Genomic DNA, 13,330 nt, shown 5'->3' with positions numbered 1-13,330 from the left:
AACCTCCCTGGCCCCTGCCTAATAATCCATCTGCCGCAGCTTGTCCCCGGCGGGGTTCATGGCCTCGCGCAAGAAACCGAAGCCGGTCCGCCGATCGAGGCGGAACAACGTATTGGTGACGTACACGTCGTCCCGCACGCCCACCACTTCCACCACCTCGCTGACGCAGCGTCGCCCATCAGGCATGCGCGTCAGTTGGATGATCACGTCCAGCGCCGCGCAGATCATCTGCCGCAAGGTTTTCTCGGCGATTTGTCGGCCCGTCAACCCCACCAGCGTCTCCAGCCGCAGCAAGGCATCCTGCGCGTTGTTGGCGTGCACAGTGCTCATGGAGCCGTCGTGGCCGGTGTTCATCGCGGTCAGCACGTCGAGCACTTCAACGCCACGAATCTCGCCGAGGATGATCCGGTCGGGGCGCATCCGCAGGGCGTTGCGAATCAGGTCGCTGGCGCGCACCTCGCCATGGCCCTCGGCGTTGGGGGGGCGGGTTTCCAGGCGCACGACGTGGGGGTGGCCGAGCTGCAATTCGGCGACGTCTTCGATGGTCACCAGCCGCTGCTGGGTCTGGATCATCTGGCTCATGACGTTGAGCATGGTGGTCTTACCGGTCCCCGTACCGCCGCTGATGAGGATGTTGCAGCGCTTGCTCACGGCGGTTTCAAGAAAGTCGTAGATCGACTGGTCGATGGTCTGCATCGCCACAAGGTCGGCGCTCTTGAGCATGTCCTTGCGGAATTTCCGGATCGACACGCACGGCCCGTCCAGCGCGATGGGCGGAATGATCGCGTTGACCCGGCTGCCGTCGGGCAAACGCGCATCGACCATCGGCGAGGATTCGTCCAGACGACGTCCCAGCGGCGCGAGAATCCGCTGGATCACACGCTCGACGTGGTGGGAATCGATGAAGCGCAGGTCCGAATGGTGCAACACACCTTCGCGCTCGATGAACACTTTGTTCGGGCCGTTGACCAGAATTTCTGTCACTGACTTGTCCCGCAGCAGCACTTCCAGCGGGCCAAAACCGGTGAGTTCATCCACCAGTTCCTCGGCCAGCCGCTCCATCTCATAACGGGAAATCGCCAGCCGCAGCCGCGCCACGTATTCGGCCACTTTGTCGGTGACGAACTGAGCCAGCGCCGGGCGCGTGCCTTCCAGCAGGTTGCGTCCGCTTTCTTCGATGGCATCAATGATGTAGCGGTGCAGGACCAGCTTCAGACCCTGACCGTCGCCGCCCGCATCCTGGGGACGCGACGACACGCCGAACAGTTTCTCGCCTTTCATTTACGCGCTCCCAGTAAACGTCCGAGCCAACCGTCACGGGGTTTCTCCGGCGTCTGGTTCTGACTGGCCATCCGCTCGCCCAGGTTTTTCAAGCCGGTGCTCAAGGACTCACGAGGCGACAGTTCAAACAGCGACAGGCCCTGATTTTTCGCGTTCAGGCGCAGCTCGGGGCTGAGCGGCAAAACCGCCATGGCTGGCAGCCCGAAGGTCTTCTCCAGCGCCTCGGCGTTGGGCGTGACCTGGCGCAGGTACTTGTCCACCAGCAACCCGCCCTGCTGCAACTTCAGGCCTTTTTCGCGCCACAGATTGAGGATCGCCAGGTTGCGACGGCATTCGATGACGTTCTGATCGACGTACCACAGCAGCTGATCGCAATGGGTGACGAAGGTCCGCAGCGACTCGCTGTCAGGCTGGCCTACCAGGTTCACCACGACATGCTGAAAGTGCTGACGCAACGCACTGAGCAACATGTACAGCTCGGCGGCGCTGGTGTGTTCCAGCGACATGTCGTCCTCGCCATACGCGAGAATGCGCAGTTGGGTGGGATGAACGGTGAAGGCGCTGTCGATCAGGGTGGAGTCAAGACGACGCAAATGGCGCACGGCATCGCCAAAATTGAACGAGGATTCGAGGCTCAACATGGCCAGGCTGTCGCCGCGAGGCATGCCCAGATCCAACAGCAGGGTGCGCTGCTCCTTCTGCTGTGCAACCAGGGCCAGATGCGCCGACACCAGCGCGCCGTCGCCGTCGCATTGGGCGCCGTAGATCACGGTCAGGCCACCCATGTTGGGGTTCGGCGCCACGGGCGGCAGGCGTTTACTCAGGCGCCGCACCAGACCGGCCACCTCACTGGAGCGCGAACCGTAGGCCACAAAATCCCGCGCCCCGGCGCGCATGGCGTTGAGCACGAGCTGGTTATCCATGCCGTCACCCAACGCGACGATGGCCAGCATCGGCTTCGCCTCCAGTGCGCCTTCGATCAGCGCGCTCTGATTCATCAAATGCTCGCGATCAAGGCCGACGAACACCACGCTGGCGAACGTCACGTCCACCAGCGCCAGCAGTTCATCGAGGCTGCCGGTGCCCGCGCTGACCACCTGACCCAGTGGGGCCAGCGCTCCCTGCAGCCATTCGAGGTCGGTGCTGTTGCGTGTGATGGCCAGAAACGTCTGGCTGAGGCTCGGTCCCTGGCTCATTGCGATAACCCGCTGCGGCGATCAAAGCTGCCGTTTTCGAGGAAGTACATCTTGAGGAAACTCGGGTCGTAATTGCGCAGCCCTTCCCCCGGAAGAGACGGCAACGGCGCATTCACTGCCATCGGCTGAACCAGGTGCGGGGTGACGATCATCAGCAGCTCACGCTCGTCGCGATTGATCTGCGAACTGCGAAACAGCGCGCCGAGGATCGGGATGTCGCCCAGCCCCGGAAACTTGTCCACCGAGGCGATGTTGCTGGTGTTGATCAGGCCACTGATCACGAAGCTCTCACCATCGGCCAACGAGACGCTGGTGTCGGTGCGGCGAACGTTCAACGCCGGTACGGTGGTGCCCGCGATGGTCACCCCCGCCGTGAAATCCAGCTCGCTGACTTCGGGCGCGACTTTCAGCGATATGCGGTTGCGGCCCACCACGGTCGGCGTCAGCGTCAAGCGCACGCCGTACTCTTTATATTCGATGGAAATGCCGTTGCCTTCGCCGTTGGGCACCGGCACCGGGAATTCGCCACCGGCCAGAAAACTCGCGCTCTGCCCGCTCAATGCCACCAGGATGGGCCGGGCGAGGGTGTAGGCAAAACCGCTGGTTTCCATGGCATTGAGCATGCCCAGCACTTTGCTGCTGCCGCCGCCCCAGACGATGTTGAAGTTGTTGTTGCTGAGCGGAATCGCCGGTCGCGTGCCGCCCACTGTGCCCGGCGTCACGGTCACGCCGGGTACGGTGCCGGGGGAGCCGAAGAGGAAATTGTTCGAGCCTCTGCCAAAGATCGAGGTGCTGGCTTCTTTCAACTTGGTACGGCTGACCTCGACGAAACGGATGTCAGTTTGCACCTGACTGGGCAGCAGCGGGTCTTCGGAAGGTGGCAGCAGGGTGTCAGTCATCGCCGTCTTAGCAGTGCCACGCACGAACACCATGCTTTGCCGGGGCGAGGTGGAACACGCCGTCCAGATCATCAGGCTGGTGGTGCCCGGTCCCACCCCGGTCAGCAGGAAGCCGCCGTTGTCGTCGCCGTTCACATGAACATCCGCAATCTTCGGATCGCCCACCGCCAGACGCGTAATGGCGACAGGCGAGCGGATAGCTTGCTGTACGCCCTGGCCGATCTCCGTGGCCGCTGGCATGGCGGCGAGTCCCGAACACCCGGTCGGCGCGGCCACCGCGATGCCCTGATACAGGCCGAGAGACATAAAGGCCAACGCGATACGGTTCAACACCGGTTTGGAACGGCTGCTCATCAAGTGCAATCCTTGCTCGAATCAGGGGGTTTGCTGCGTGATCTGATTGCCACGAATGACTTCCACCGGCCGCGGTCCGCGCGGGGCACCCCCGCTGGCGCGAACCGCCACGTTGGGCTGCAGACTCAGTTGGTTGAAGTGGGTGACGTTGCGATTCGCGGTGTCCAGCTGCAGGGCTATGTCGCTGTCGCCCGCCCAGTAACGCTCAAGATTTTTCTCGTCAGCGCTGCGCACAGCCAAGCGCAGAGGTCCGGCTTGCGAGGCCAGCATCAAACGGTTGAGCAGCTTTTCCGGCACCGCGACGACCACGCTCCGGGCATTGACCCTGCCTTTTTGCTGTTGGGCGCGTTCGTCGCGGCTGATGCCTTGATCGTCCTGGCCCTGATTCACCGGCCCCATCAACGCCCCCACACTGAGCACGCGTAACGCTGGAACGACGGTTTGCGCGCTGCGGTCGTTATTGGCCTGGTCCGGAGGCAGGTAGAGCAGGACATCCACGTAATCACCGGGGCTCAACTGCCCTCCGGCACCGATGATTTCGTCAATGGACAGCGCCAGTGCTCGCTCGCCGGGGCGGATCATCCGAGCCAGTGAGCCACCGGCGTCGAAGCTGCTGTCGGTCAGCCAGGTGCCTGCGGTGAGGGGGCGCCACGACATGCGGCCGATGGCCTCATCCGGTTTGCTGAAGCTTCCGGCAGGCGCGACTTTGAGGCGTTCGACAATCAGGTCGTCAGCCTTGATGGGCTCATAGGCGGGAAGATCGCGAGCCAGCACCAGCACGGATTGACGGGTGGGGTCTTCGGAGGGTTTTTCTTCGACAACGGGGGCGGCGACCGGGGTAACGGTCTGTGCGACAGGCGCTTGAGGTGCAGGCGCGGGTTGGCGGCTCAAGACCAATCCCCAATACCCGGCAAACAGCGCACCCAGCAGAAAAAGTACAGCGAGCCCTAGTGTGACGCGACTGCTCATGACGGCCCTCCTGTGCCTTACCGCTCTGCGGATCACTTCGAAAACGGTTCGAGACAACCGATCAGTCAGTTGGCTGTGAACATTCTTCCTTTTCGCCTTATGAAGGTAGACGAGGTCATTCAAAACGCCATCATTCGTCGGAAATTTCCCATGCATTCATCCGTTCGGAGGGGCCGGGCCACGGCCTGTGGGCCGCTTGGCATTATCACTTTCGGATTAATGCTTTCTTGCGATTGTGGAGTGTGGAAATGGGGTCAATGCTGTGAGTACGAAGGATTGGCAAACGCTTTTTGCGTGCAGTAACGCGCTTCATGCGCTGAGGAGAAGTGAGATGTACCTTGCAAAAACCGCTAGATGGATCAAAAAATTTCTCAAACGAGAAGATGGTGCCTCGGCTGTTGAATACGTCATCATCATTGCGATGGTTGCGCTGGTTATCGTGGGTATTTCTCCAAGCGTCAAAACCGCGCTGACCAATACTTTCAGCAGCATTACGACGGCGCTGACACCGACTTCTGGATCATCAGGGAGTTCGGGCAGTTCAGGCAGCTAATCTCAAAAGGCGCCTACTCTAAGGAAATCTCCATCACTAAGGATTGTCTTTATGGCCGCCGCTCCTACACGCCAACAATTACTACTCGTTGACGACGAAGAGGACGCCAACGAAGAGCTGGCCGAGTTGCTTGAGGGCGAGGGTTTTTGCTGCTTCACGGCGCCCTCCGTCAAAGTAGCGCTGAAGCTGCTGACCGAGCACCCGGACATTGCCTTGGTGATCACTGATCTGCGGATGCCGGAGGAAAGCGGCATCTCGCTGATCAAACGCCTTCGCGAGCATACGTCGCGCCAGCACCTGCCGGTCATCGTCACCTCAGGCCACGCGGACATGGAAGACGTCAGCGACCTCCTGCGCCTGCACGTGCTGGACCTGTTCCGCAAACCCATCTACCACGTCCGGCTGCTGGAAACCCTCGACAACCTGTTTCCGAAACCGAAGGTGTATCAGGTCGGGCCTTGAGCCTTCCTTTCGACCGGGATTCCCAATGACCATCAAGGTGGTATGCCCGTCGGCCTATCCGTCGCCGGACACACCGCTTCGCTGCCGTCGTAACCTCCGGCGTCTCCCACAGGTTCTGCGGCAAGCCCGAACCGAACGCCTCGCCCTCTAGCTCCCTCGGTGCCGATCACAAGTGTTCAGAACGGCATAAGACTCGTGGGAGACGCCGAAGGTTACGACGGCAGCGAAGGCGGTATATCAGGCCCACGCCAAAGCCCGACACACCGCCCTCCTCTCTCAAAGCTGATAACTGAAACTCAACGTGAACCTGGGATTGCGGTTGAAACTGTCCAGCCCGACGTCTGACATCGGCTTGGCGGCTTCCAGCGCGATGTTGTAATAACGGCCATCGCCAAACCTGAGTCCGCCCGCCGCTGAGGACAGTTTCGAATCCTTGACCGGCAGTTCGTTGAACCACGTCCGTGCCGCATCAAACACCACGTACGGTTGCAGCACTTTCACCCAGTTGCCGTCACGGGTGAAGCTGTAGTTGACCTCATACGCCACGCCCCAGCCCTTGTCGCCCGACGCCTGATCCGTCGGATAGCCCCGACCGAAATTCTGCCCGCCAAACTGCGCCCGCTCACTGTCTGGCAAGGTGTCGTCGCTCCAGTACAACGCAGCGGAAAACACCCCTTGCCAATGCTCGAAAAACTTGTCGCTTTGCACCCCCGACAACCGCGCCCGAAAGAAGTCCAGGTCGTACGTGCTGTCGTCGGTCTTCGCGCCCATGCCGTCGATACCCTGGTACACCCCGGCGCTGAGAATCCGCAGTTGCCGGTCGGTCGATCTGCGCCAGTCGCCTTCCACCGCCACGGCGCGAATGTCGGTGCGACTTTTTACGCTCAAGGGAAAACCGATCACGTCGTAACGCGTCTTGTCATTCACCGCGTACAGCCGCGCCCCTGCGCTCAGCCATTCGTTCTGCGCCGCAATCAGCGGGTGAGTGAAACCAATGGAAAACCGGTCGTTGTCGCGCCGTTGCTTCAACTCCAACCCATTGTCCAACGCCACGTTGGTGCCCGGCTCGCTGCGGTAGTGAGACGCCGACAGATTCAGCTGGGTGCCCTCGGTATTGAGGTACTGGCTGTAATCCAGACGGTAGTAATGCTCTTTGTCGTCTCCGGGCGGGAACAGGCCGCTGAAGGTCAGTTGCTCGGCCATGGCGGTCTGCGCGTTGCTGCTCAAACCGAGCAACGCTTGCAAGCCATCGCGGTTATCGTCCGTGGTGCTCAGGGTACTGGTGAAGGGCTTGCGCGAGGCTTGGGCGATCAACGTGGTCGCGCCGTCCGTGGTGCCCGGTGGCGGCACTTGAGCCTGCAAGGTCACGCCCGGCACCCGGCTCATCAGCGAGGTGTAGCGCTCGAACGTCTTGCGGGTCAGCGGACGCTCCTGCTTGATCTTGTCGACGAGCTTTTGCAGGTACGCCGACACGTTGCCAATGTCACCTTCAAGCCGATAATCCCGCACGTAACCTTCCACCAGCACCACGCGCACCAGCCCCTGATCGAAATTTTGCGGCGGCAGGAACGCGTAGGACAACAGATAGCCGTCATCCTGATAACGCCGGGTGATGCCGCGCGTGGCCTCGATCAATTCGGCGAGTGTGGCGTCGCGGCCAATCAAGGGTTCATAGGCAGCGCCGAGCTGTTCTAGCGGGTACACCGTGCCGCCTTCGATACGAATTTTGCGCACGCCGACCTTGGTGCTCATCATCAAGGGCGTGGCGTCGGACGGGGGTGCAGGCACCTGTAGGGCGGGCGTCGCAGGACGGTAGGCATCAGCGGGGAGGTTGGGCACCGGGAGCGTGCGCTCGCGGTCGTTGCTGTTGAGGAAGCTGGGAAGCGGTTCAGCGTTCGCGAAGAAAGGAGAGACAGAAACACCCAGCACAAAGACAGGGATACAAGCACGCATAAGGACACTCCATTGGCCAACAGCAGCGGTGCGCGGGCAAAAAAAAGACAGGGGATCTTCCGACTCCCCTGTCTGAAACAAGCGTAGGCGTTGTGGGAGAAGTCGCTAGCGAAGCAAGCTGGAGAAAGAACACTGCATCGCGGACAACGGACTCGCGAACGTTCTCAAACTGCCCAGCACTTCTTACTTACGCGTAGCCAACCCACCGCCAAGGACGCTTGTAACCCCGTTGAGCAACCCGCCGACACCGCCATTCGACGCGCTGCCATTTGCATTCACCAGGCCACCCACCTGAGCGACCGTATTACCCAGTGTCGAGACCGTGCCGCCAACCGCCGTGGTGACCGGGTTGGCGTTGGTCGCGGCGATCTGGCTACCGAGATTGCTGACTGCGCCGCCCGCTTGCGTGAGCAGGCCGTTGACCGGTGCGCCGATGCCCGTGGCCCCGCCGATGTTCTGCGTGACGCTCGCGACGTTGGTCACGACCGGGGTAATCGCGGATGCCACGTTGTTGGTCAGTGCCGCCACCGGTGCGCCAAGCGCCGTATTGGCGACCCCGTTGCCGCCGAGGATCGGCCCGAGGGAGGCGACGGTGGTGCCGACGCCGGTGCCATTCAAACCTGCAGCGCCCAGCAGACCGCCGCCAGAACCGGCGGTCAGCCCCGAACCTGCGGCAGCGACCACACCACCGACGTTTTCAAGCAAGCCGCCGTTCAAGCCCGGAACACTGGGCAGCCCCGGCAGGCCAGGCAACGTGGTGCCGCCACCCGTGCCGGCATTGGCTTGCAGGTAACCGGCTGCCGTGCCCGCCACATCACCCAGGCCGCCGAGCGAACCGCCCAGCCCTGCGGTGAGCGGATTGTTCTGCGCGCCGTTTTGCAAGCTGCTGCCGACGTTGTTGAGCGTGCCTTTGACGTTTTGCAGCAAACCATTCACCGGCTGGCCCAGCCCTGTCGCGCTGCCGACTTTGTTGGTGGTCGATTCAAGCATCGCCACCACCGGCACCAGTTTGTCGCCGATGGCTTGCGTGGCCGAGCCGAGCGGGCCACTGGTGGTGGCGGCGCTGAGGGTGTCACCGAGCATGGTGACTTTCTGACCTACGCCGTCGACCAGATCGCCTGCGCCGCCGACCACGGTGCCCACCAACGGCACCTGTTCGATGGCCGAGGATCGAGCAAATTTCGACACGCCAGTGCCGAGGGAAGAGACGCCCGTGCCGAGGTCGCCGGTCGCCGTGCCGACGCTGGAAAGCGTCATGCCGAGGGAATTACTGTCGGTGCCAAGCGTGCCGAGGCCATCGACCAAACCGCCGCTGACGCTGTTCGCCGCGAAGCCAAGGGATGAAACCAGGCCACCCGCGCCGGAGGTCAGATCGGTGTTGCCCGCAATCGGCACCGACGACACGGCATCACCCACGCCCACGACCGCATCGCCCACCTGACCGAGGACGCTGCCGAGATCGACGCTGGTCTGTGCGGTCGTGCTGCGTGTCCGGATCACCGGAGTACCGCCACCGGTTCCGCCGGTTCCACCATCAGTGCCGCCTGTACCACCTGTTCCGCCCGTGCCTCCAGTGCCGCCGTCAACCACGCCACCACCGGTTCCGCCTGTTCCGCCTGTTCCGCCCGTACCTACTGTTCCGGTATCGCCTGTGCCTCCTGTCCCGCCCGTATTACCGGTGCCGCCCGAACCGCTGCCATCGGTGGTTCCGCCGCTGGCTGACCCTCCCGATGTACCCGCTGTGGATGAGGAACCCTCTACGTGACTTTTCGAACCGCCACCGCCACTGCTGCACCCACCCAAGCTGACCGCCAGAACAAGTGCCAATGCCGATGATGCGAAAAACATCTGGGTTTTCATGGGGAGAATCCTTCCAAAACACGATTGTTTTATTGGCCTCCCGGCTTGAGCCGAAAAGCACTTGTCCATGACGCCATGACAGGCTTTGGAAGGGGATTGGGCAACTCACAACTTGGTATTAACGCCTTATATACCTGCGAGAAAGGGTGACTGAAGGTGTGAAAATCGTGTTTTAAATCAGGGCATTAGTAGCGACATAAATAACCGTCACAGCCCGCGCAGACGAAAGTTATATAGTCGTAATTGACAGGTCCGAGGCGCTCAAAAAATCTCGTGTCCTGCCGAAGGCATGCAGAGATTCGAAAGACACACAGCTTTGCGTCTGCCGCAGGCATGTGGGTGTTCGACCTGCACAGTTCTGCTTCTGCCGAAGGCGTAGCTGGCTTGCCTGCGATCTGGCGTGAAGCGGCAGCAAGGCCAGACACCTCGGTGGTGTCAGGTACACCGCGTGCACAGGGTTTGCTGCCGGTGCCCGGCAGATCGTAGGCAAGCCAACTCCCACGCCCTTCGGCAGAAACAGATTTGTGGCGCGATTCAGACTTTGATTCGGGCCGAAGGCCGTGGGAGCTGGCTTGCCTGCGATCGGCTGCGCAGCTGTCGTAAACTCTCTGAGCGCGGTCTTTCTGACACCACCGATGCGTAAAAAAAACTTATCCAAGACCGCAGAGTCTTCTGCACTGTCGGCAGAGGCGAATATGCAGTGTGCCGGGAATCCCCGCCAAGTCGTTCAATCCACCACACTGAACTCCACCCGCGCGGTCTGCCCGCTTTCGTCCAGCACGCTCAGTTGGTAGCGCCCCAAGCGGTTGAAGGTGTGGGTGTAGCTGTCCTGATTCGCCGTATCCCCCACTGGCGCGCCGTCGATGAACCACCAGCGGCGACCGTTGCCGCCGAGGGCCGACAGCTTCAATCGCAACTGCTGCTGGCTGCCGGTGGGCAAACGCAGTTGATCGCCTTCGCGCACGCCCACGATTGAAATAGGTGCGGCCAGGCTCAAGCCCTGGGGCGGGCAAGAGGGATCGACCGCGGGCAAGCGCGCGTCTCTGCGCTCACTCTTCGGCAACCACGGTTCCAAAGGCGCAGGCCAGAGCGCGATGTCACGGGGTTCAGCCTGCGGACAACTGGCGCCGACACGCAGCCCCTTGTCGTTGACCCAGACTTTCTCCAGCAGCCCCAATCCCAACGGCTGATCGGTGGCTTGCAAGGTCGGCGGCGTGGTGCCGTCCAGCGTCCAGGCGAAGCGCTGACGTCGGCAGTTGGGGTCGTTCTTGTTCATGGTCTGCCCGATCGGCCAGCAGATCGCGGCCACGCCGACGCTGAGCGGCACCGGTTGCACGGGCGGCAGGATGTTGCGCTGGGCATCGCGGTTCACCAACAGGTCGTGTACCTGCAACATCAGCGGCGCCGCCGACGCCAGTCCGAACTGCCCCGGCACCGGCGTGCCGTCGGGTCTGCCGATCCACACGCCTATCAGGAATCGTGGCCCCACCCCAATCGACCAGGCATCGCGAAAGCCATAACTGGTGCCGGTTTTCCAGGCCAGTTGCGGTCGCTGCACCAGCTCGGCGTGAGGGTCGAGATCGGGGCGCGACTGGCCGCTCAGAATCCGCCGGATGATCCACGCTGCACCGGGCGACATCATTGGCCGGTCACGCAGACGATCTTCCGGTTGCAAGCGAATGTCGGCGCTGCGCCCTCCCCTCGCGAACGCGCTGTAGCCGCCCACCAGATCTTCCAACCGACTGCCCGCGCCACCGAGGATCAGCGCCAGGTTCGGTTCAGCCAGTGGCGGCAAGGTCAACGGCACCCCGCCATTGCGCAGTTCGGCAGCAAAGCGTTTCGGGCCGTAAGCCTCCAGCAGTTGCACGGCGGGCAGATTGAGCGACATCGACAACGCCGAGCTCGCCGCCACCGCGCCGTTGAAACCAGAGGAGAAATTCCCAGGTCGGTAATCGCCGTAACGACGTGGTACGTCCTGCATCAGCGATTCGGAATGGATCAGCCCTGCGTCCATCGCCTTGCCGTACAAAAAGGGTTTCAGCGTCGAACCCGGAGAGCGCAGCGCATTGACCATGTCCACGTGGCCGAAGCGTTTGTCATCGCCAATGTCCACAGAGCCTACGTAGGCCCGCGTCGCCATGTTCTCGGCCTCGACCACCAGAATCGCTGCTGACGTGCGCTCGGGTAAACGCGCGCGCCAGCCCATCAACAGGTCTTCGAGGCGACGCTGCAAACCGGCGTCCAGTGTCGTGCGAATCAACGGCGGGCTGTTCGGTCGGTTCAAGCGCCGCGCCAAGAGTGGCGCGAGGGTCGGTTCCTGACGCGGGGCGAGCAGCAGCGGTTCTTCCAGCGCTTCGTTGACCGACTTCTGCGGCCATTTGCCGAACTCGGCCAGGCGCCTGAGAACCTTGTCGCGAGCGGCCTGAGCGCGTTGCGGATGACGATCCGGACGCAAGCGGCTCGGCGCCTGTGGTAATACCGCCAACAGCGCGGCGTCGGCGCGGGTCAGTTGTTGTGGCGACTTGCCGAGATACGCCCAACTCGCCGCCGCCACGCCTTGCAACGTCCCACCGAAGGGCGCGCGATTAAGATACAGACCGAGGATTTCCTGCTTGGACAGATGCCACTCCAGTTGCATCGTTCGCCACAACTGGCGCAATTTGCCGGGCAAGGTTCGGGCGTGGGGATCAAGCAACCGGGCGACCTGCATCGACAGCGTGCTGCCCCCCGACACTACATGGCCGCCGCTGAGGTTTTGCCACGTGGCCCGGACCAACGCCATCGGGTTCACGCCGGGATGCTGATAGAACCAGCGGTCTTCGTAGGTCAGCAGCGCTTCGAGGTAATAGGGCGACACCTGATCCACCGTGACCGGGTAGCGCCACACACCATTGGCATCAGCAAAACGCCAGAGCGGCGTGCCGTCCTCGGCCAGCACCACGCGGGCGAGATCGTCCTTGGGTAGGGGCAACGGCCAGATTCTGTCCGCAAGCCAGAGCAGCAAGCACAGGCCCAAAGCGCCGACCATGAATCCGCGCAACAGGCGCAGGGCAAGTTTTCCGCGCCTCATGCCAAAGAGCCTTTATGCTCTAGGGAACTCGCCCCGCCCATCCGTAGCCAAAGCGAACACGCCCTTTTCCGTTTCACCCCTTTCATCAGGAAGCAGACATGCAGGTAGAAAGCGTTTTCGAATGGCTGGGCCAGGTCATCGGGGCGGTGATCCGCTTCGTCGTTGACGGGTTAAGCTGGTTGTTCAACATGTTCACTCATGCCGGTGGCAATTTCGTCGACGGATTGTCGCGCACGCTGGGGATGGACACTTCACTGATCAGCATCATCGCCCTGATCATTGGCCTGATGTTCCTGTACTCCGCGATCCGCGCCTTCATGCGCGCCTCGATCATCCTCGGGATCATCTGGCTGTTTCTGGGGTTGTGGTTGTTGAGCTGGATTATTCATTGATCGGCATGTGGTCGGACGCATTCACAGACTTCATCTGACACACCGCAACACCCCTGTGGGAGCGAATTCATTTGCGAGACATGCGTACAGCCGACACATCGTCATCGGCTGTACGATCTTCGCGAATGAATTCGCTCCCACAGTTGAACCGCATACATCAGGCAAACCGCGACCGAATGATGATCACGTGCCCACCCAGAGCGCGGAAACGATCCAAAAACTACGCCGCAATCCCTGACACCCCACAACACCCCTGTGGGAGCGAATTCATTTGCGAGACATGCGTACAGCCGACACATCGTCATCGGCTGTACGATCTTCGCGAATGAATTCGCTCCCAC

The 13,330-nt window shown here is 61.8% G+C and carries 10 protein-coding genes; 3 read left to right on the top strand and 7 right to left on the bottom strand.

Annotated features, from left to right (window positions below; all coding sequences use genetic code 11):
• Positions 1-18: 18 nt before the first annotated feature.
• From ACIQAL_RS17680 to cpaB, 4 genes are all read right to left on the bottom strand, one after another.
• Complete coding sequence (locus tag ACIQAL_RS17680; protein WP_166595909.1) at positions 19-1,281, bottom strand: CpaF family protein; 1,263 nt, start codon at positions 1,279-1,281, stop codon at positions 19-21.
• Positions 1,278-2,477, bottom strand: a complete 1,200-nt coding sequence (locus tag ACIQAL_RS17675) for a pilus assembly protein (protein WP_341960156.1) — start codon at positions 2,475-2,477, stop codon at positions 1,278-1,280. Before ACIQAL_RS17675 ends, ACIQAL_RS17680 begins: the two co-directional genes overlap by 4 nt.
• Positions 2,474-3,682, bottom strand: coding sequence for a type II and III secretion system protein family protein (locus ACIQAL_RS17670; RefSeq protein ID WP_401147862.1), 1,209 nt, complete (start codon positions 3,680-3,682; stop codon positions 2,474-2,476). Before ACIQAL_RS17670 ends, ACIQAL_RS17675 begins: the two co-directional genes overlap by 4 nt.
• Positions 3,683-3,751: 69 nt before the next feature.
• Positions 3,752-4,699, bottom strand: coding sequence for a Flp pilus assembly protein CpaB (cpaB, locus tag ACIQAL_RS17665; RefSeq protein ID WP_401147696.1), 948 nt, complete (start codon positions 4,697-4,699; stop codon positions 3,752-3,754).
• A 331-nt stretch (positions 4,700-5,030) separates the two neighbouring features.
• Between cpaB and ACIQAL_RS17660 the strand changes: the two genes are divergently transcribed.
• A complete protein-coding gene (locus tag ACIQAL_RS17660; protein WP_401147694.1) occupies positions 5,031-5,252 on the top strand; it encodes a Flp family type IVb pilin in 222 nt (73 codons plus the stop codon).
• 51 nt (positions 5,253-5,303) lie between these two features.
• A complete protein-coding gene (locus tag ACIQAL_RS17655) occupies positions 5,304-5,714 on the top strand; it encodes a response regulator (protein WP_166595914.1) in 411 nt (136 codons plus the stop codon).
• 276 nt (positions 5,715-5,990) lie between these two features.
• On the opposite strand, the gene ACIQAL_RS17650 is transcribed toward ACIQAL_RS17655, so the two are convergent.
• The 3 genes from ACIQAL_RS17650 to pbpC all read right to left on the bottom strand — a co-directional run bounded on the left by ACIQAL_RS17650 (position 5,991) and on the right by pbpC (position 12,555).
• Complete coding sequence (locus tag ACIQAL_RS17650; RefSeq protein ID WP_401147691.1) at positions 5,991-7,667, bottom strand: ShlB/FhaC/HecB family hemolysin secretion/activation protein; 1,677 nt, start codon at positions 7,665-7,667, stop codon at positions 5,991-5,993.
• 183 nt (positions 7,668-7,850) lie between these two features.
• The gene (locus tag ACIQAL_RS17645; RefSeq protein ID WP_401147689.1) at positions 7,851-9,527 is read right to left on the bottom strand and encodes a collagen-like triple helix repeat-containing protein; all 1,677 of its coding nucleotides are present in this window, start codon (positions 9,525-9,527) and stop codon (positions 7,851-7,853) included.
• A 727-nt stretch (positions 9,528-10,254) separates the two neighbouring features.
• Positions 10,255-12,555 (bottom strand): peptidoglycan glycosyltransferase PbpC, encoded by a 2,301-nt coding sequence (gene pbpC, locus ACIQAL_RS17640; protein ID WP_401147859.1) that lies wholly within the window; start codon positions 12,553-12,555, stop codon positions 10,255-10,257.
• 140 nt (positions 12,556-12,695) lie between these two features.
• Here pbpC and ACIQAL_RS17635 point away from each other — a divergent pair, with 140 nt between their 5' ends.
• The gene (locus tag ACIQAL_RS17635; protein WP_166595917.1) at positions 12,696-12,989 is read left to right on the top strand and encodes a hypothetical protein; all 294 of its coding nucleotides are present in this window, start codon (positions 12,696-12,698) and stop codon (positions 12,987-12,989) included.
• The last annotated feature ends 341 nt before the right edge of the window (positions 12,990-13,330 follow it).

Source organism: Pseudomonas sp. NPDC088368 (genome assembly GCF_044753445.1).
Classification (GTDB): domain Bacteria; phylum Pseudomonadota; class Gammaproteobacteria; order Pseudomonadales; family Pseudomonadaceae; genus Aquipseudomonas; species Aquipseudomonas bambusae.
This window is presented reverse-complemented; position numbering and strand designations above follow the sequence as displayed.